16 protein-coding genes and 1 tRNA gene are annotated in these 20,645 nt (G+C 33.7%); 13 read left to right on the forward strand and 4 right to left on the reverse strand.

What is annotated here, in order from left to right; translation table 11 throughout:
- The first annotated feature begins 16 nt into the window (after nucleotides 1-16).
- From ACN0WB_RS08405 to fmt, 3 genes are all read left to right on the forward strand, one after another.
- Nucleotides 17-1,492, forward strand: coding sequence for an OmpA family protein (locus tag ACN0WB_RS08405; protein WP_417430749.1), 1,476 nt, complete (start codon nucleotides 17-19; stop codon nucleotides 1,490-1,492).
- Nucleotides 1,493-1,572: 80 nt separating this feature from the next.
- Entirely contained in the window at nucleotides 1,573-3,471 is a 1,899-nt protein-coding gene (locus ACN0WB_RS08410) for a RecQ family ATP-dependent DNA helicase (protein WP_417430751.1), read from the forward strand.
- Between the two features lie 17 nt (nucleotides 3,472-3,488).
- Nucleotides 3,489-4,436, forward strand: coding sequence for a methionyl-tRNA formyltransferase (gene fmt / locus ACN0WB_RS08415; RefSeq protein WP_417430753.1), 948 nt, complete (start codon nucleotides 3,489-3,491; stop codon nucleotides 4,434-4,436).
- 47 nt (nucleotides 4,437-4,483) lie between these two features.
- Here the strand turns inward: fmt and recA are convergent, their stop codons facing one another.
- Nucleotides 4,484-5,491, reverse strand: coding sequence for a recombinase RecA (recA, locus tag ACN0WB_RS08420; protein WP_417430755.1), 1,008 nt, complete (start codon nucleotides 5,489-5,491; stop codon nucleotides 4,484-4,486).
- A gap of 155 nt (nucleotides 5,492-5,646) precedes the next feature.
- Between recA and ACN0WB_RS08425 the strand changes: the two genes are divergently transcribed.
- Nucleotides 5,647-5,718, forward strand: a tRNA-Gln gene (locus tag ACN0WB_RS08425).
- A 226-nt stretch (nucleotides 5,719-5,944) separates the two neighbouring features.
- Here the strand turns inward: ACN0WB_RS08425 and ACN0WB_RS08430 are convergent.
- Entirely contained in the window at nucleotides 5,945-6,412 is a 468-nt protein-coding gene (locus ACN0WB_RS08430; protein ID WP_417430757.1) for an Lrp/AsnC family transcriptional regulator, read from the reverse strand.
- A 107-nt stretch (nucleotides 6,413-6,519) separates the two neighbouring features.
- On the opposite strand from ACN0WB_RS08430, the gene ACN0WB_RS08435 reads away from it, so the two are divergent.
- The 7 genes from ACN0WB_RS08435 (at nucleotide 6,520) to preA (ending at nucleotide 15,916) form a co-directional block, all read left to right on the forward strand.
- Nucleotides 6,520-7,989 (forward strand): CoA-acylating methylmalonate-semialdehyde dehydrogenase, encoded by a 1,470-nt coding sequence (locus tag ACN0WB_RS08435; protein ID WP_417430759.1) that lies wholly within the window; start codon nucleotides 6,520-6,522, stop codon nucleotides 7,987-7,989.
- A gap of 29 nt (nucleotides 7,990-8,018) precedes the next feature.
- Nucleotides 8,019-9,365, forward strand: coding sequence for an aminotransferase class III-fold pyridoxal phosphate-dependent enzyme (locus tag ACN0WB_RS08440; protein ID WP_417430761.1), 1,347 nt, complete (start codon nucleotides 8,019-8,021; stop codon nucleotides 9,363-9,365).
- An 8-nt stretch (nucleotides 9,366-9,373) separates the two neighbouring features.
- Nucleotides 9,374-10,834, forward strand: coding sequence for an NCS1 family nucleobase:cation symporter-1 (locus tag ACN0WB_RS08445; protein ID WP_417430763.1), 1,461 nt, complete (start codon nucleotides 9,374-9,376; stop codon nucleotides 10,832-10,834).
- Between the two features lie 30 nt (nucleotides 10,835-10,864).
- Nucleotides 10,865-12,247 (forward strand): dihydropyrimidinase, encoded by a 1,383-nt coding sequence (hydA, locus tag ACN0WB_RS08450; RefSeq protein WP_417430765.1) that lies wholly within the window; start codon nucleotides 10,865-10,867, stop codon nucleotides 12,245-12,247.
- Between the two features lie 108 nt (nucleotides 12,248-12,355).
- Nucleotides 12,356-13,222, forward strand: a complete 867-nt coding sequence (locus ACN0WB_RS08455; RefSeq protein ID WP_417430767.1) for a nitrilase-related carbon-nitrogen hydrolase — start codon at nucleotides 12,356-12,358, stop codon at nucleotides 13,220-13,222.
- Between the two features lie 65 nt (nucleotides 13,223-13,287).
- Nucleotides 13,288-14,625 (forward strand): NAD(P)-dependent oxidoreductase, encoded by a 1,338-nt coding sequence (locus tag ACN0WB_RS08460; protein WP_417430768.1) that lies wholly within the window; start codon nucleotides 13,288-13,290, stop codon nucleotides 14,623-14,625.
- Nucleotides 14,626-14,647: 22 nt separating this feature from the next.
- The gene (preA, locus tag ACN0WB_RS08465; protein WP_417430770.1) at nucleotides 14,648-15,916 is read left to right on the forward strand and encodes an NAD-dependent dihydropyrimidine dehydrogenase subunit PreA; all 1,269 of its coding nucleotides are present in this window, start codon (nucleotides 14,648-14,650) and stop codon (nucleotides 15,914-15,916) included.
- Nucleotides 15,917-16,236: 320 nt separating this feature from the next.
- On the opposite strand, the gene ACN0WB_RS08470 is transcribed toward preA, so the two are convergent.
- Nucleotides 16,237-16,665: a lipocalin family protein gene (locus ACN0WB_RS08470; protein WP_417430772.1), complete on the reverse strand. Its 429-nt coding sequence runs from the start codon at nucleotides 16,663-16,665 to the stop codon at nucleotides 16,237-16,239.
- Between the two features lie 6 nt (nucleotides 16,666-16,671).
- Complete coding sequence (locus ACN0WB_RS08475; protein WP_417430774.1) at nucleotides 16,672-16,971, reverse strand: hypothetical protein; 300 nt, start codon at nucleotides 16,969-16,971, stop codon at nucleotides 16,672-16,674.
- 294 nt (nucleotides 16,972-17,265) lie between these two features.
- Between ACN0WB_RS08475 and ACN0WB_RS08480 the strand changes: the two genes are divergently transcribed.
- Nucleotides 17,266-18,501 (forward strand): M20 family metallo-hydrolase, encoded by a 1,236-nt coding sequence (locus ACN0WB_RS08480; RefSeq protein ID WP_417430776.1) that lies wholly within the window; start codon nucleotides 17,266-17,268, stop codon nucleotides 18,499-18,501.
- A gap of 180 nt (nucleotides 18,502-18,681) precedes the next feature.
- The gene (locus ACN0WB_RS08485) at nucleotides 18,682-20,625 is read left to right on the forward strand and encodes an ABC-F family ATP-binding cassette domain-containing protein (RefSeq protein ID WP_417430778.1); all 1,944 of its coding nucleotides are present in this window, start codon (nucleotides 18,682-18,684) and stop codon (nucleotides 20,623-20,625) included.
- Nucleotides 20,626-20,645: the final 20 nt, after the last annotated feature.

A 20,645-nucleotide genomic window follows, 5' to 3' on the forward strand; every position in this document is an offset into this window, starting at 1 on the left:
TATTAAAACAAAAAATATGAAACTAAATTTTGCTAGCGTTTTACTATTATTGATTTTACCAATAATATTTTATGCACAAGATTCCACTTCAGTTTCGTCAATAAAGCAACCAAATAACTCTTTATCCGAAACTTCTAATATTAAATCTTTTACTCAAAAATCTAAAAGATTTAATGATTGGGAAATTTCAATTGGAGCAGGAATTCCGCTCGTTCAATCTGCAGATCTCACTTCAATTAAAAACGGAAATGGAAAAGATGTTTTTGGTTATTCTGCCTATATAAGTGTTGATAAAGCCATTACAAATGCATTTGGAATAAACCTACAATATGACAAAGGAGAAACAAGACAAGGTTGGTTTAATACAAAAAACGCAGGTCCAACAACGGGTCCTGTAAGTCAAAGAAACGGAGCGAGAACTCAATATGACGCTATTTCACTTTTAGGTGATATTAATTTCTCAAATTTATTAAGAAGAATAGATAATAATTCAAATTTCAGATGGACTTTGCATGGTTACGCAGGAATTGGAACTTTAGCGTACAGAGCGTATCTAAAAAATGGAACAACTGAAGTTTTACAAACAGAAATCAAACCATTTAATTTAAATGCCTTATTTGGACAAGCAGGTGCCGGTTTAAAATTTAAAATAAATAGAAGATTTGATATTGAAACCAGAGTAATGTATGTCTACACGGGTGATGATTCTTTTGATGGAGGCGGCGTACAATACAGTTCAATAAATCAAATAGAAGATCAAGTTTCAGATAATTTTTTTAATGCTACTTTAGGTTTGTCATTAAAATTAGGAAAGCATGAATCGCATTTAATGTGGTATGATCCAATGCAAGAAATTTATCACAAATTAGACGTTTTAGCAAATAAGAACCAAGACGTACAAGTTTGTAAAAAAGGAGATTTAGATAATGATGGTGTTTGTGATGATTGGGATAGACAACTTGACACTCCAGCTGGAGCAAGAGTTGATGGCGCAGGTGTTGCATTAGATTCGGATTTAGATGGTGTGATTGATCTTAATGATAAATGTGTAATGGTTCCTGGACCTGTAGAAAACAGCGGTTGTCCTATTGGCAATTCTAAAAGTCCAATAATTAAAGCAGGAACAGGAATTATTTCTGATTCTTCAAGAGCTTTAGAGGGAATAGAATTTGATTTGAATTCTTCAAGAATTTTACCTTCAAATACTCCAATTTTAAATAATGCAGCAAGTGTAATTAATTTATCAAAAACTGCTTTTAAAATAATCGGTGGTACAGATGCAAGTGCTTCAGAATCTTATAATCAAAAACTTTCAGAAGAAAGAGCAAATAGTGTGAAATCTTATTTAATTGGGAACGGAGTTGATCCTTCAAAATTGGAAGCAGTTGGTAGAGGTGAAAATGACCTTAAATATCCAGAATGTAATCCAACTACAAAATGTCCTGAATGGAAAAACAGAGCTAATAGAAGAGTTTACTTCGAAACAAAATAATTTTAAAAATTATTTTAAATTATAAAGCCGTACAATCTGTATGGCTTTTTTGCTTTACAAATTTTCTTTACTTTTACTCAATGATTTCTGATCTACATTTTGAACAACTAAAAACAAAAACACTTCTTCATTTTTGGGGCTTTTCTAAATTTAGAGAGAACCAGGAAGAAATTATAAATTCCGTGATTTCTGGTAAAGACAATCTAGTTCTTTTACCTACGGGAGGTGGAAAATCTCTTTGTTATCAGTTACCCGCTTTACTTTTAGAAGGAACTTGTCTTGTGATTTCACCATTACTTTCTTTAATGAAAGATCAAGTTTTACAATTAAAAAACAGAGGCATTGAAGCAGAATTTATCTCTTCGGAATTAGACGATATAGAATCCGAATTAATTTACAATAATTGCAAAGACGAACTCACAAAATTGCTTTACGTCTCTCCAGAACGTTTAATGGATCCTATTTTTTTAAGTCATTTAGAAAATATAAAACTCTCATTTATCGCAGTAGATGAAGCGCATTGTATTTCAGAATGGGGACAAGATTTTAGACCGAGCTATCAAAACATAGCAAAATTTAGAAAAACATTTTCCAATTTACCTTGCGTCGCACTCACCGCAACTGCAACTCCTAAAGTTTTAATTGAAATTGAAAAAAAACTAGAATTAAAAAATACTCAGATATTCCAAAAAAGTTTTAGAAGAGAAAATATTAAAATTTTCATTGATGAAATTTCTAATAAATATGAAAGGATTTTAAATCTATTAAATTTCGCTAATTCTTCCGGAATTATTTACGCAAGAACTCGCCAAGAAACCGAAGATTTATGTGCTTATTTAAAAAAGCAAAATAAAAGTGTTGATTTTTTCCACGCTGGTTTATCTTCAGATGATAAAAATAGAATTCAAGAATTTTGGCTAAAAAGTGCAAATCACGTTATTGTCGCTACAAATGCTTTCGGAATGGGTATTGACAAAGACAATGTTCGCTTCGTAATTCATCTTTCTCCGTCTGCTTCGCTAGAAAATTATTATCAAGAAATTGGGAGAGCTGGGCGAGATGGAGAAATGAGTTATGCATTTTTGCTTTGGAATAAATCTGAAATAAGCAGTATAAATGACGTGCTTTACAATGCAATTCCAAATAAAAAAGAATTTTTAAGAATAATTTCCTATCTCTACTCCACTTTTCAAATTGCAGAAAATGAATTACCAGAAGAAACATTTGAATTAAAACTTCAGAATATTCAGAATTTTACCAAACTTTCTTTTGCAAAAATTAAAAATGTTTTAAACTTCTTACACACTCAAGAAATCATTTTTTATAAAAATAAAAAATCAAAATCCAGTATAGAACTTAAAATTTCCTCCGATGAAATAGAATTACTTCCCGCGAAAGACTCTTATTTTATAGAATTGTTACTTAGAAATATTTCTGGATTTTCTTCTTATAAAGTTTCATTTAATGAAGATTATTTAAGTCAAAAATTAGGAATCAGTCCACATTTAATAAAACAGAGAATTAAAGAATTGGTTGCTAAAAATTACATCTATTATGTTGATGGAGATTTGGCTTCAGTGAAATTTTTAAAACACAGAAATGAGCGTTTAACAGAGAATTCTTATTGGCAATTATTTGAGCAAATTCAGAAAAATAGATTACAAAAATGGGAAGAAATGAAGTTTTTCATGGAAGACCAAGATTATTGCAAAATGAAATTAATACTCTCTTATTTTGGAGAAAAAAATGTGCAAGATTGTGGGATTTGCAATGTTTGTGAACACAGTAAAAATTTCATAAATCCAAAAACGCTATCTGAAAATATTTTACATCTGCTTAAAGAAAAAAAACTTACAATGGAACAAATTTGCGTGCAAATACCACAATTTCCAAAAGAAAAAATATTAGAAAATGTAATTTTGCTTTTAGATTTAGAGAAAATTAAAATGGCAGATTTTAAAACCTATACTTTAAATTAAAGTTTGAAAAGAAAAAAATGAAGAAATTAAAAGTGGTGTTTTTCGGAACTCCAGAATTTGCAAAAGCTTCTTTGGAAGCTATTTTTAAATCTAAACATGAAATTGTAGGCGTCGTTACAGTCGCCGATAAACAATCTGGAAGAGGTCAAAAAATGCACAGTTCTCCTGTAAAAATTTTTGCTGAAGAAAATAATTTAAAGATATTTCAACCTTTAAAATTAAGAGATGAAAATTTTCTTGAAGAAATAAAAAGTTTAGACGCAGATATTTTTGTAGTCGTTGCTTTTAGAATGATGCCGAAAATTTTATTTGAAATGCCGCAATTAGGAACTTTCAATCTTCACGCTTCACTTCTCCCCGATTATCGCGGCGCGGCACCAATTAATTTTGCAATTATTAACGGTGAAACAAAAACGGGCGCAACCACTTTCTTTATTAATGAAAAAATAGATGAAGGAAATATTTTATTACAGAATGAACTTCAAATTTCAGAAATAGAAAACGCAGGTGAACTTCACGATCGATTAATGGATTTAGGTGCAAATTTAGTGGTTGAAACTTTAAATCGATTGGCTGAAAATACGATTCAAGAAAAACCTCAACCAATCGTTGAAAATCCTAAAAATGCGTTTAAAATTTTCAAAGATGATATGAAAATCGATTGGAATCAACCTGCGGAAAAAGTTTATAATTTCATTCGCGGCCATTCTCCATATCCAGCTGCTTTCACTAAAATTAAAATTAATAATGACGAAAAAACTTTAAAAATATTTGCTGGAACTTTTATAGAAAATAATAGTTTAAAAAAAATTGGAAGTTTAGAAATTTCAAAAAAAGAGTTTAATATTTCAACTCAAAATGGAATTTATAAACCAACAGAAGTTCAATTAGAAGGTAAAAAAAGAATGTCTGTAAAAGATTTTTTAAATGGTTTTAGAGATTTTGAAAATATAGAAATTGTATAAAAAAAAACCGACTTATTTAAAAGTCGGTTTTTGTAAATTGAAATAAATTATTTTCTATTTTCTTTAATTTTAGCTTTAATTTTTGTCTCCAATTCTTCAGCTAATTCTGGATTGTCTTTTATTACGTCTTTCACGGCATCTCTTCCCTGTCCTAATTTAGTAGAATCATAACTGAACCAAGAACCACTTTTTTGTACAATTCCCAATTCCACTCCTTGATCTAAAATTTCACCCACTTTAGAAACTCCTTCTCCATACATAATATCAAATTCTGCAATTTTAAAAGGAGGCGCTACTTTATTTTTTACAATTTTCACTTTCACTCTACTTCCAACTGCTTCATCTCCATTTTTAATTGGTGCACTTGCTTTTCGAATATCAATTCTTACAGAAGCGTAAAATTTAAGTGCATTACCGCCAGTTGTAGTTTCAGGATTTCCAAACATTACACCAATTTTTTCTCTTAATTGGTTAATAAAAATTACAGTACATTTCGTTTTGCTAATTGTTCCGGTTAATTTTCTTAAAGCTTGCGACATTAATCTCGCATGAAGTCCCATTTTAGAATCTCCCATTTCACCTTCAATCTCGGCTTTCGGAGTTAAAGCTGCAACAGAATCTATGACAACAATATCTACTGCTCCTGAGCGAATTAAATTGTCTGCAATTTCTAAAGCTTGTTCTCCATTATCGGGTTGAGAAATAATTAATTCCTCTAAATTGATTCCTAATTTTTTTGCATATCCACGATCAAAAGCATGTTCTGCATCAATAAAAGCTGCTATTCCACCTTGTTTTTGAGATTCTGCAATAGCATGTAAAGTTAAAGTCGTTTTTCCTGAAGATTCTGGACCATAAATTTCAATCACTCTACCTCTTGGATAACCACCTACTCCCAAAGCTAAATCTAAACCTAAAGAACCAGAAGGAATAACTTCAATATCTTCAATCACTGCATCTTCTCCCAAAGTCATTACGGTTCCTTTTCCGTAGGTTTTATCTAATTTTTCTAGCACTAAACTCAGCGCTTTTTTCTTATCTTCTGCTGTTGCCATTTATAATATTTAGAATGTAAAAATACAGAAATTTAATTTTAAAAACTAACAAAAATATTGACTTAAAATTTCAAAAAACTTTTTTTTAAGAATTTTTTCAAAAATAATTGTTTAGTATATAAAATATTTTTAGATTTGCACCACCAAAATAAAAGAGACCCATGGTGTAATTGGTAACACACCGGTTTTTGGTACCGTCATTCGGGGTTCGAGTCCCTGTGGGTCTACAATTTTGAATAAAAAAACGCCTTGATTTTCAAGGCGTTTTTTTATTCAATATGATTATTAAATATAAAATTGTTATTTAAAAAATTATTTCCTTTTATTTTCTTCATTCAACACCGCAATAAAAATTTTCAATTATTTTAAAAGAATTTACTTTATTAGAAATTCAACTAGAAAAATGATTTCTAAACTATGAGAAATTATTGATATATCTTTATTTTATAATAATTACTTAATCAAATCTAAATCTGGTTGTGCATATTTATGAACATTCATATAAAGAGTGGTTTTTGTTTGAAAAACACCATCTATTTTTGCAATTTTTTTGTTCACTAAATTATGCAATTGTTCATTATTTTTGGTCATAATATCCACTTCAATATCAAATTCACCCGAAGTATTTGCTAAGAAACTCACTTCTGGCATTTCCATTAAAAACTTAATAACATCTGGAATCTTTTGCGCTGGTCTCACTGAAACTGCAATATGTGCATAAGCATTAAAACCTACATTTTGTGGATTTATTCTTCCTACAATTTGTATCGTTTTATCCTCTAGTAATTTTGTCACTCTGGATCTTACATTACTTATAGAAACGCCTAATTTATCAGCAATTTCAGTAAAAGAAGCCCGTCCATCTTTTTGAAGTTCCTTCAAAATGGAAAAATCTAAATCATTTAAATGTTGTGAATTCATAAACAAATTTACGAAAAATAATTATTTTTTTGCAAATTTTGTTTTTATATTTATATATTTGATAAAAAAAATTTTAACTAAAGTAAGTTTTAAAATATAACAAATATATGTCAACAGAATTAAAGTACGGAAAAACCAAAAATTTCATTAACGGTCAATTAGTAAATTCTACTTCTAATAGGTGGATTGACATTTATTCTCCATTAAACGGTGAAGTAATTTCTGAAGTCGCTATGTCGTCAAACGAAGATTTAAATAAAGCCGTAAATTCAGCAAAAAAAGCTTTTAAAACTTGGTCTATAACTCCAATAAAAGATCGTGTTCAAGTATTTTTCAAATTCAAAAATCTTCTTGAAAAAAACATGCAAGAATTAGCAGAATTAGTTCAAGAAGAAAACGGTAAAACTTTCGGAGAAGCTAAAGCTGAAGTAGAAAAATCAGTTGAATTAACCGAATTTGCTGTTTCTCTACCACAATTAGTTCAAGGTGAACTTTTAGAAGTCAGTAAAGGTGTAGAATGTCGTACAGAACGTGTTCCCGTAGGAATTGTGGCGTCAATTGTTCCTTTTAATTTTCCTTCAATGGTTCCAAACTGGACGATTCCAAACGCTATTGCCTTGGGAAATTGTATGATTTTAAAAACTTCAGAAGCCGTTCCTTTAAGTGCAATGAAAATTGCAGAATTATTGAAAGAAGCTGGACTTCCAGATGGCGTTTTAAATATTATTCATGGAGACAAAGAAATAGTAGAAGCTATTTGCGATCATCCAGAAATTAAAGCAATTTCATTTGTGGGCTCTACAAAAGTGGCAAAAATTGTCTATCAAAGAGCCACTTCAAATCTTAAAAACTGTCTTGCTTTAGGTGGTGCAAAAAATCATTTGTTGGTTTTACCAGATGCAAATCCAGAAATGACCGCTGCAAATGTAACGGCATCAATGGCTGGTTGCGCCGGACAACGTTGTATGGCTGCTTCTGCAATGATTGCAGTTGGAGAAACTGATCATATTATTTCCAAAATGGTCGATGAAGCAAAAAAAATAATTCCTGGCGAAAATTTAGGATCAGTTATTTCAAAAGTATCAAAAGATCGCATCGAATCTTATATCACGCAGGCTGAAAAAGACGGTGCCAAAATTCTTTTAGACGGAAGAAATACTATTGTTAAAGGAAAAGAAGGTGGTTTTTATGTGGGACCAACTATTATTGATTTTGTAAAACCAAATATGTCTGTCGCAACTGAAGAAATTTTCGGTCCGGTGATCTCGATTATGCGAACTAATAACATTGATGAAGCTTTAGCGATTGAAAATGCAAATCCTTATGGAAATGCAGCCGCAGTTTTCACTCAAAGTGGTGGTGCTGCAAGATATGTTGCAGATCATGCTTCTGCAGGAATGATTGGTGTAAATATCGGTGTCCCCGTTCCAAGAGAACCTTTTTCTTTCGGTGGTTGGAATGATTCTAGTTTCGGAGTTGGTGATATTACAGGAAAAAGTTCCATAGAATTTTGGACGAAACTAAAAAAAACAACTATTAAATGGAATTCTGAAGCCAGTATAAATTGGATGAGTTAATTACATTTAAAAATAAAAAAACAAATAAAATGTCAGAAACTTTAAATAAAACAGAGAAAAAAAAAGTTGTTGATAATGCTTTGAATCATACCATAATGTCTTGGAGTAAACAGAAAGGACTTGATCCTTTCGCTATTCAACGTGCAGAAGGTGTTTATCTTTATGAATTCGACGGTAGAAAAATTATAGATTTTTCTTCTGGTTTGATGAATTCAAATATTGGTTATGGAGATCAACGTGTTACAGAAGCTGTTGTAAAACAAATGCAAGAAGTTTCATTTATTTCACCCGCTTGTGTTTCAAAAGTGCGAGGAGATCTGGGTAAAAAATTAGCAGAAATTTGTCCGGGAGATTTAAACCGAGCTTTTTTTACAGTTTGTGGCGCAACTTCTAATGAAAACGCAATCAAATTAGCACGACTTTATACGGGTCGTCATAAAATTTTTGCAAGATATCAATCATATCACGGTGCAACTATCGGGACTATTTCCGCAGGTGGTGATCCCAGAAAAATTCCTGTAGATTCTCAACAAGCACCAAATTTTGTACATTTCGATTTACCCTATTCTTATCGTTACGAACAGGGCGAAGAAAACTTACTAAAAGAATCAATTGCTTCTTTAGAACGACAAATACATTACGAAGGTCCAAATACAATAGCTGCAATTCTTTTGGAAGGCGAATCTGGAACTTCTGGATGTTTAAAATATCCTGAAAATTATTTAAAAGAAGTTCGAAAAATTTGCGATAAATACGGTATCCTTTTAATTATGGATGAAGTAATGTCTGGATTTGGACGTACCGGACAATGGTTTGGTTTTCAAAATCACGGCATCGTTCCCGATATGATTTCCATGGCAAAAGGTTTAACTTGTGGTTATTTACCTTTAGGTTGCGTGATGGTAACAGAAAAAATTGCTTCAAAATATGACGATACGGTTTTACCATTAGGTTTAACATATTCGGCTCATGCAGTTTCTTGCGCAGCTGCATTAGAAGTTTTAAAAATTTACGAAGAAGACAACCTCATCGAAAGAGCTCGCGAAATGGGAAAATACATGGAAGAAAAAGTAGAAGAATTAAAGAAAATCCATCCTTCAATCGGCGATTTTAGAAATACAGGATTATTGGGTTGTATCGAAATAGTAAAAAGCCGTAACACCAAAGAACCAATGGCGCCATTCAACGCAAAACCAGAAGAAATGGTTGTCATGAATAAAGTGGCGGCAAAAATTAAAGAATTGGGAATGTACACTTTTGTAAAATGGAACTTCGTTTTCGTTGCGCCACCTTTGATAGTAACAAAAGAACAGATTGATGAAGGTTTAGCCATTATTTCTGAAGCCATTAAAATTGCAGATCAAGCGGTAATTTAAATATAATTATGATCGACGAAGACATAAAACAATCCAAACTTTATAGTAAAGATTTAGCGCCAATCGCGTTAAAAGATCGAACTTGGGGCACATTTAATTTTGCCGCACTTTGGATTTCTATGTCGATGTGTATTCCAACTTATATGCTCGCAAGTTCTTTGATAGAAGGCGGAATGAATTGGTGGCAATCTGTTTTAACCATATTTTTAGGAAATTTAGTAGTGCTAATTCCGATGATTCTAAACGGTCACGCTGGAACAAAATACGGAATTTCTTTCCCAGTTTTTGCAAGAGCAAGTTTTGGAACTTTCGGGGCAAATATTCCGGCGATTTTACGGGCAATTGTTGCGTGCGGCTGGTTTGGAATTCAAACTTGGATTGGTGGTGCGTCACTTTATCAAATTCTAAAAATCTGGTTCCCAAGTCTTCCCGACGGAACAGTCAAGGGATTTTTTCCTGATTTATTACCATTCCTTTGCTTTATATTCTTTCTTCTAATTAATATGTACGTCGTTTATTTGGGCGTTGAAAGTATAAGAAAACTTTTGGTTTTCAAAGCGATTTTTCTTCCAGCTGCAGCAATTGCATTGCTTTGTTGGGCGATTTTTGCAGCCCACGGTTTAGGTCCAATTTTATCGCAACCTTCAAAATTTGATGATGATTCCGCAGGTTTCTGGAAATTTTTCTTTCCCGCTTTAACAGGAATGGTCGGTTATTGGGCAACTTTATCTCTCAATATTCCAGATTTTACAAGATATGCAAAAAATCAAAAAGCACAAATAACAGGACAAATTCTTGGTTTGCCTACTTCAATGGCCCTTTTTTCTTTTATTGGTGTCGTTGTTACTTCTGCAACTTTCATTATTTATGGCAAAACAATTTGGGATCCAGTTATTTTAGCAGGGAAATTCGAAAATAAATTTATTGTTGCTTTTGCAATGTTGGCGGTTGCACTTTCCACTTTGGCAACTAATATTGCAGCAAATATTGTAAGTCCGGCAAATGATTTTGCACATTTAAATCCTAAAAAAATAAATTTCAGAACGGGCGGTTACATCACAGGAATTATTGGAATTTTAATTTGTCCTTGGAAATTAATTGCAGATCCTTCAGGCTACATTTTCACTTGGCTCGTGGGTTATTCTTCACTTTTAGGACCAATCGGCGGGATTTTGATTGCGGATTATTATTTCGTAAAAAAACAAAGATTAATTCTAAATGATTTATATAAAAATAAAGGAATTTATAGTTATACCAATGGAATAAATAGAAAAGCAGTTTTAGCTTTGATTATCGGAATTTTACCAAATATTGCAGGATTTTTAATCACTATAAAAGTCATTCCAGAAAATTCAATTCCGGAATGGATTAATCATTTGTACAGTTACGCTTGGTTCGTTGGATTTTTCGTGAGCGCAATTGTTTATTTGATTTTAATGAAGTCTAAAAAAACTGAATTAATTAAATGAATTATTAAAATTTAATTTAAAATTAAGAAAATGAGTATTTTAATAAAAAACGGAAATATAATTACCTCATCCGATAACATTATCGGCGACATTTTTATCGAAAGTGAAACCATTTCTGCAATTGGAAAAGATTTGAATTTTGAGGCAGACGAAATAATTGATGCAACTGGAAAAATGATTTTCCCCGGCGGAATTGATCCACACGTTCATTTGAGCATGCCTTTTATGGGAACTTTTTCCAGCGACACTTACGAAACCGGAACTCGTGCCGCACTTTTTGGTGGAACGACAACTGTGATAGATTTCATCCTTCAAACCCAAGGAAAATCGCTTCATTCTGCTTTAGAAGATTGGCAAAGTCGCGCAACCGGAACTGCAGTTGGCGATTATTCTTTTCACATGGCGGTTACTGATTTTAATGAAAATACAAAACCAGAAATCAAGCAATTTATTGAAGAAGAAGGCATTACTTCTTTCAAAACTTTTATGGCCTACAAAGGCGCTTTGATGATTGATGACCGACAAATGATAGGCTTAATGGAAGAAGTAAAAAAATATGGCGGTTTAATAAATGTTCACGCAACCAACGGCGATGTTATAGATTATTTGGTTCAAAAAAATTTAAAAGAAGGTAAAACTGCGCCGCTTTATCATTATTTATCGCAACCCGAAGTAACCGAAGCCGAAGCCAGCGAAAGATTTATCGATATGGCAAATTATACTGGTTGTCCTGGTTATATTGTTCACATGACTTGTGAAGGCGCTTTGAATGCCGTGAGAAATGCAACAAAAAGAAATCAAGATATTTTTGTAGAAACCTGCATTCAATATTTACTTTTAGATGCTTCACTTTATGAGAATAATTTTGAAGGTGCAAAATGGGTGATGTCGCCGCCTTTAAGAGAAAAGAAAGATCAGGAAACACTTTGGGCAGGAATTAACCAAGGTTTGGTGCAAGTGGTTGCAACCGATCATTGTCCATTTATGTGGGAACAAAAATTATTGGGAATTGATGATTTTTCTAAAATCCCGAATGGTCATCCCGCGGTTGAAAACCGAATGGAATTATTATTTTCTGAAGGTGTAAAAAAAGACAGAATCACTTTACAAAAATTCGTGGAAGTTTCTTCCACAAACGCTGCAAAAATCTTCGGAATGTTTCCTAAAAAAGGAACTATTTCAATTGGTTCAGATGCAGATTTGGTAATTTTTGATCCAAATGAAAAACACACGCTTTCCGCCAGAAAACACCATATGAACGTCGATTACAGCGGTTACGAAGGTTGGGAAATAACCGGAAAAGTGAAAACAGTTTTCTTGCGTGGTAAAAAAGCAATTGACAACAACGAGTGCTTTGCAGAAAAAGGTTTCGGACAATTTATCCGAAGAAATAAAGTGCAAAATAAAATTTAAGAAAGTAATTATCTTTCAAACTTTGCTAAGTGAAACGCCTTTGCGAACTTAAAATATTTTCAAAATGTTAAAAAAATCTTTGCGCTCTTTGCGTTAAAAAACAAAAAAATGGCTAGAAAAATAAAATCAGGATTAATCCAAATGTCACTCGCAATCACCGAAGGCGAAGGAAGTATTGATGAAATAAAACAAGCGATGCTTGAAAAACATCTGCCTTTTATTGACGAAGCCGGGAAAAAAGGCGTTCAGATTTTATGCTTGCAGGAAATTTTCAACACGCCTTATTTTTGTCCGGGACAAGACGCAAAATGGTATGCTTCCGCGGAAACCGTTCCCGGACCAACAACTGATTTAATGAGTGATTACGCCAAAAAATATCAAATGGTAATCATCGTTCCGATTTATGAAAAAGATGGCGAAGGAATTTTATACAATACTGCAGCAGTAATTGATGCAGACGGAAAATATTTAGGAAAATATCGGAAAAATCATATTCCACAAACTGGTGGATTTTGGGAGAAATTTTTCTTCAAACCCGGAAATTTAGGCTACCCCGTTTTTCAAACAAAATATGCAAAAGTGGGCGTTTACATTTGCTACGACCGACATTTTCCTGAAGGCGCAAGAGCATTGGGTTTAAATGGCGCCGAAATCGTTTATAATCCTTCCGCAACAACTGTTGGTCAATCTCAAAATTTATGGAAACTCGAACAACCTGCACACGCAGTAGCAAACGGTTATTTCATGGGTTGCATCAACAGAGTTGGGATTGAAAAACCTTGGAATTTGGGCAAATTTTACGGCACTTCTTATTTTGTAAATCCTTTCGGAGAAATTTTCGCTTGTGCTTCTGAGGATAAAGACGAACTTCTAATCGCAGATTTAGATATGAATCTAATTACTGAAATCCGTTCAAAATGGCAGTTTTATCGAGATAGAAGACCAGAAACTTATCAGGATTTAACTGAACTTTAAAGACTATAAAAAGATTAAGATCAAAAAAATATTATCCATCAACTGACAACTGACAACTAAAAACTATGATAACAAAAAACCGTTTGTCGCCAGAAAATTATTTAGAAAATTTCTCGGATATTCATCCACCATTTGAAAATAATGAAGGTGCTATTTTGGAAGCGAATCGTTGCATTATGTGTTACGATGCGCCTTGCACTAAAATGTGTCCGACAAGTATTGACATTCCAAAATTCATTAAACAAATTGCAACTGAGAATTTGAAAGGTTCTGCACGAACTATTTTCACATCAAATATTTTTGGTGGTGGCTGTTCTAAAGTTTGTCCCGTAGAAAAATTGTGCGAAGGCGCCTGCGTTTATAATTTGTTAGACGAAACGCCGATTCACATTGCAAAACTTCAACGTTACGCAACCGAACCGGCAATCGCAAATAAATGGAAATTATTTGAAAGAAAACCGTCAAACGGCAGAAAAGTTGCCGTAATTGGCGCTGGTCCGGCTGGATTATCCTGTGCATTTTATCTTTCCCTTGAAGGAACACATGTAACTGTTTTTGAGAAAGAATCCAAAGGCGGAGGTTTAATGACTTACGGAATTGCGGCTTATAAAGTTACACCAGAATTCTGCGAGGACGAAGTAGAATACATCAAATCCATCGGCGGAATTGACATTCAATACAACCAAGAGTTAGGAAAAGATTTTCAATTGGAAGATCTACAGAATAATTTTGATTCTGTTTTCTTGGGAATTGGTGTTGGTGTTGCACGACAATTAGGAATTCCAGAAGAAAATTCCATCGGCGTTCAAGATGCTATTTCTTATATTTATGATTTAAGAACCCACGATTTTTCTGAAATTCCTGTTGGCGATAAAGTCGCAGTAATCGGACTTGGAATGACGGCAATTGACGCCGCAACTCAAGCCAAAAGATTAGGCGCAAAAGAAGTGACCATTGTTTACAGAAGAACTGAAAATGAAAAACCTTGCACCGACGTTGAATTGAATATCGCAAAATTAGACGGTTGCAGATTAGAATTTTTAGCCGCGCCAAAAGAAGTTTTGCTTAATGACGGAAAAGTTTCCGGGTTGGTTTGCAGCAGAATGACTTTAGGCGAACCCGACGCTTCGGGAAGAAGAAGCCCGATTGACACGGGTGAAACTTTTACTTTGGAAGTCGATATGATCATCAAAGCAGCAGGACAAACCCCTTTTGAGAATTTGGTTAATGACAATCAACTTCACAATAATTACGGAAAAATCTCTGTGAACGGAGATTTATCTACGAATTTAAAAGGTGTATTTGCCGGCGGCGATTGCATCAACGGCGGAAAAGAAGTTGTGAATGCCGTTCAGGACGGAAAAGAGGCAGCGCAATCTATTTTAGAATACATTTTAAATTAATATCCATTTTAAGCATAAAATTATGGCAGATATTTCTTGTAATTTTTTAGGTATAAAATCCCCAAATCCTTTCTGGCTCGCTTCTGCGCCGCCAACTGATAAAAAAATAAATGTAATGCGCGCTTTCGAAGCTGGATGGGGCGGCGTTGTCTGGAAAACTTTAGGTTCCCAAGTGAAAAACGTTTCCTCACGCTATTCTGCGATTGATTTCAACGGACAAAGGGTGGCAGGATTTAATAATATTGAACTGATTTCTGACCGTCCTTTAGATATTAATTTAAGGGAAATCGTGGAAGTCGTCAAAGAATTTCCCGATCGTGCGATGATCATTTCTTTAATGGCAGACAACGATAAAAAAAGTTGGCAGGAAATCGTGAAACGTTGCGAACAAACCGGCGCGCACGGATTTGAATTAAATTTCGGTTGTCCACACGGAATGACAGAACGCGGAATGGGCGCCGCAGTTGGGCAAGATCCCGAAATCGCAAAAATGGTTGTAGAATGGGTGATGGAAGTCGCCACTTTGCCCGTCATCACGAAATTAACGCCAAATGTGCATTCTGTAGTTCCAACAGGAAGAGCCGCAATTGAAGGCGGAACAAACGCATTGTCTTTAATAAACACCATTCAATCCGTTACTGGGATTGATTTAGATACTTTCGTTCCCAATCCCAACGTTGGTGGGAAATCCGTTTTTGGCGGTTATTGCGGTCCTGCCGTGAAACCAATTGCCTTGAAAATGTTGACCACCATTGCAAAAGATTCCATCACCAATCAAGTTCCGATTTCCGGAATTGGCGGCGTTTCCAATTGGAAAGATGCGGTCGAATTTATGCTTCTCGGCTCAACTTCCGTGCAGGTTTGCACCGCTGCGATGAAATATGGTTTCCGAATTATTGAAGATTTAAACGAAGGTTTAAGCAATTGGATGGACGAAAAAGGTTTCGAAAAAACCACAGATTTCATCGGTAAATCTTTGCCGACAATGACCGAATGGGAAAAACTCGACATCAATTACCACGTCATTGCAAAAATCGACCAGGACAAATGCATCCATTGCGGTTTGTGCCACATCGCTTGTGAAGACACTTCGCACCAGGCGATTTTCAAAATTGATGGAATGCCGTACAATGATTATGTGGTAAATGATCCGGAATGTGTTGGTTGCAATTTGTGCAATTTGGTTTGTCCCGTGGAAGATTGCATCACGATGGAAGAACACCGCGTGGCACCGGAATATCAGAACTGGAAGATGTTTCAGGAAACTGGATTGCCATGGAATGAGCATTAAAATTTAAATTATAAAAATATTTTGGGCGCCTTTTTCCGCCTTCCGTTCCCAATCTTTTTGTAATTACGAACGAATTTTTGTAATTTGTTGAAAGTTTTTAGAATCGCAATTACAAAAAGGATTTCCACTCAAGTCGGGGCGCGGTTTAGTTATAAAAAGAAAATTATTGTTATAAAAGAAATTCAATAATAGAACCTCCTTTCTATTTTTTACAATAGTTTATTTTAATAATATTTGCGATTTTTGAGTACAAAAAAATAGGAAATTTCCTAAGTTGTAAAACAACTAGAAAAAATCCTATTTTTAAAGTAAAATTAATTTTAATTACTTGTCTCTATTTTCTTGTACCGGCGCATTTCTGGATCCAAAAATTGATATCCCAAAAGCATTTCTGTAGAAGAAATTGACATTATATTAGTAGTAGTATATTGAGTTTGGCAATTAAATTTTAAGTTAAGAACTTTTAAGTCTTTAGAAAAATAAAAAGTGCCATTTGCACAATTTGATGGTTCACCATTCCCATACAAAGTGCCATCTTTTTTATATTCAACATCATAAACTTTTCCACTATCGAATGGCTTAAAATCACAAGTACTAGAACCGTCACTCTGGCAAATCTCTACAAGTTTCCATTTACCAACAAACTCTTTCGGTGTCGGTACGTCGGGAACTTCCTCATTATTATTTGTACTTCTACTACAAGATGAAAATATAAAGAGAATACTTAATATTGTTATTAAATTTTTCATATTAAATTATTTTAGAGTTAGTTTCAAATTAATAAGGTTATTTTTAATCTTTGCTCTTACAAAATATACTCCTTTTGGTAAATTTCTTGTATCAAAAAGATTTTTATTTTTATACGAAAGTACTTTTACACCTTGAACTGAATAAAAATTTGTGTATTCTATATCTCCCGCATTAACAAGTAAACTTGATGATTTTGAAGTATTTGATGATTTTGATAAAGTTGAATTACTTTGTGTTGCAGAAGAACAAGGAAAAATAATATTATTGACAATACTGTATTGTCCACTTCCATTTTCAGCAATCATAAATTTTGAACCTATGTTCCAGAAGGTGTTCCGCAGGTCCAACTTTGTGAAAAAGATAGAATGGGTAAAATCGCAAATGAAATGTTAATTAGTAATTTTTTTATCATATTTAATTTTTTTTAAAGATAATAATTATTTTTAAAGTATTAAATTCCAAAAACAACAGATATATTTAAAAATCTTTTTATAAAATACCTTCATATAAATTGAAAAATTCGCAAAAAAAAATAACATTATTGTTAATTGTCTCCACCATTATATTTTTCTTAAATTTGATAATACTAAATTAATTTAATGAACATCAATTCCTTACGCCTAGAAAATCACTTTACCGAAATGAGTCTCATCGGGAAAATCGGTGAAACAGGAACCAATCGTCCCGCACATTCCGCCGACGAAAAAAAAGCCTTTGAACTCGCTTCAACCTGGATTCAAGACGCAGGAATGCAAACCCGGATTGATAATTTTGGCAATTTAATCGGAACATTAAAAGGCACAAATCCAGATTTACCTATCTTAATGCTCGGTTCACATCTCGATTCTCAACCTTACGGCGGAAGATATGACGGTGTTGCAGGCGTTCTATGCGCCATTGAAGCCGTAAAAACTTTAACAGAAAATAATATAAAACCCGAAAGAACCATCGAAATTATTTCTTTCGCCGATGAAGAAGGATGGCGTTTTAACAAAGGTTTATTCGGTTCCCGTGGAATTTTAGGAAAATTAGAAGAAGGCGAACTCCAAAGAACCGACGCCGACGGAATTTCCAGAAAAAAAGCCCTCGAAGATTTTGGTTGCGACACCACAAAATTTGCCGATTCTGAATACAAAGAAGGAAGCGTTTATTGCTATTTGGAACTTCACATTGAGCAAGGTCCGGTTTTAGAATTTGGAAATCACCCGATTGGAATTGTTTCCGGGATTTCTGGTCCACTTTGGTTAACCGTGAAATTAAAAGGAATGGCGGGACATACAGGTTCTGTTCCAATGCCGATGCGGAAAGATGCATTAGTTGGCGCGTCAGAAATTATTTTAGAAATAAACAAAATTGCAAACTCAGTTCCGGGAAATCCAACCGTTGGAACTTGTGGAACAATCAAGGTTTTTCCGGCATCGCGAAATATTATTCCCGAAGAATGCGAGTTTACTTTAGATTTACGCGACATTGATTTAGACCGAAGAAACCGCTACGAAAAACAATTGCGCGATAAAATTAATGAGGTTTGCAAAAAACACAATTTAACTGCTGAAATTTCAGAAGACTGGAATTCCGAACCGCGATATTGCGCAGACTGGATTAAAGATTTAATTAAACAAAATTGCGACAAAATAAATCTTGATGCGCCAGAATTAATGAGCGGACCTTTTCACGATGCGATGGCAATGTCTTACGTCTGCGATTACGGAATGATCTTTATTCGTTGCAAAGACGGAATTTCTCACAATCCTTTAGAATTTTCTACGCCAGAGGATTTGGCTTTGGGAACTGAAGTTTTGTATGGAACCGTTTGGGATATTTTGGAACAGTAAAAACTTTATTATTGTTAAATAAAATTTATTTATTAATTACGCTTTGATTTTCAGGGCGTTTTTTTGATTATTTTACCAAAAAACGAATATTTAGAATGTTGAAAATTTTAACTTTCTAATCCTTTCAAAATCACTACTTTTGCAAATTCAAAAATCAGTTCAATTTTAAATTTTTAAAGCGTGCTTTCAGTTCAGGGTTTAGGTCTTCATCATTCGGGAAATTATTTATTTTCAAACGTCAATTTTACCATCAAAAAAGATGATAAAATCGGTCTTGTTGGGAAAAATGGTGCCGGAAAATCAACACTTTTAAAAATGTTTACCGGCGGCATTAATTTCTACGAAGGCACAATCGTTCCTGAAGGAAATATTACCATTGGTTTTTTAAAGCAGGATTTAGATTTTGTAAAAGGACGAACTGTTTGGGACGAAACAATGCAGGCTTTTGAACAAATAAATGCTTTAAAAAATGAATTGGAAGACGTTAATGAACAATTGACGACGAGAACAGATTACGAAAGTGATGATTACGCGCAATTGATCCAAAGAATGACAGATTTAAACGATTTGTTAATGCACCACGACGCTTATAATTTGGAAGGCGACGTTGAAAAAGTACTTTTTGGTCTTGGTTTTAAAGCCGATGATTTCAGAAAAATTACCGATGAATTTTCAGGCGGATGGAGAATGCGAATTGAACTCGCAAAGTTATTGCTTCAAAAAAATGATTTAATGCTTCTGGATGAGCCAACCAATCACCTGGATATGGAATCCATTATTTGGCTGGAAGATTTTTTGAAAACTTACAATGGCGCAATCGTTTTGGTAAGTCACGATAAACAGTTTATGACGTCGGTTTGTAACCGAACTTTTGACATTAACAACAAAAAAGTTGATGATTATAAAGCCAATTACTCCAAATATTTAGAATTAAGCAAGGAGCGAAAAGAAAAGCAAATTCAGGCGAAGAAAAACCAGGATGTGGAAATTAAGCAGATGGAAGACAATATCAATCGTTTTCGTGCGTCTGCAACAAAGTCTTCATTTGCGCAATCTTTGATAAAAAAACTCGATAAAATTGACCGGATTGAAGTTGATAATGAAGACGTTTCAAAGTTTAACATTCGTTTCACACAATCCGTAGTTCCTGGAAAAATAATTTTTGAAGCTAAAAATTTAGGAAAATCTTATGGTAACAAAAATGTTTTTAAACACGTGGATTTCTTTGTAGAACGTGGCGAAAAAATTGCACTTTTGGGACAGAACGGACAAGGAAAAACCACTTTAGCCAAAATTTTAGCCGGCGAGATTACAAATTACATCGGCGAATGGAATTTAGGTCACAACGTAAATATTGGTTATTTTGCCCAAAATCAGGAAGAAGTTTTAACGCCAAATAAAACTGTTTTAGAAGAAGCCGAAGACGCTGCAACCGAAGAAACACGACCAAGAGTTCGGGATTTATTGGGAAGTTTCCTTTTTCAGGGCGATGATGTGACAAAAAAAACAAAAGTACTTTCCGGTGGAGAAAGAAACCGTTTGGCTTTGTGTAAATTATTGCTGCGTCCGTTCAATGTTTTAATCATGGATGAGCCGACGAATCACTTAGATATTCAGTCCAAAGAAATTATCAAATTGGCTTTAAATAAATATGAAGGAACATTGATCGTGATTTCTCATGACAGGGAATTTCTTCAAGGTTTGGCTGATAAAATCTTTGAATTCCGTGATGGAAGAATGAAAGAATTCCTTGGAAATATTGATGAATATTTGGAATACCGCCAAAAAGAAAGCATACGTGAAATTTCTGCAGAACGTTCAAAATTACAATTAGAAAAAGATGCAAACTCAGTTTCTGCGAAAAAAATTGAAGTTGAAAAACCATCAACCGACAACCACCAACCGACAACTTTAGTTAGCAAAGAGCAGAAAAATCTCATCAATAAAATTAAAAAAGTAGAAGAAAAAATTTCAGAACTGGAAACTGAAGTTGAAACTTTAGAAAAATCTTTTACCACAGAAAATCCTTCAGAACAAACCTTAGAAAATTATAATTCTAAAAAAGAAGAATTGAGTTCGGCTTTGGAAGAATGGTCTTTTTTGGCAGATCAGATTGAAGCTTAAAATTATAAATTTAATTCATC

It is taken from the genome of Halpernia sp. (assembly GCF_048269545.1).
Classification (GTDB): domain Bacteria; phylum Bacteroidota; class Bacteroidia; order Flavobacteriales; family Weeksellaceae; genus Halpernia.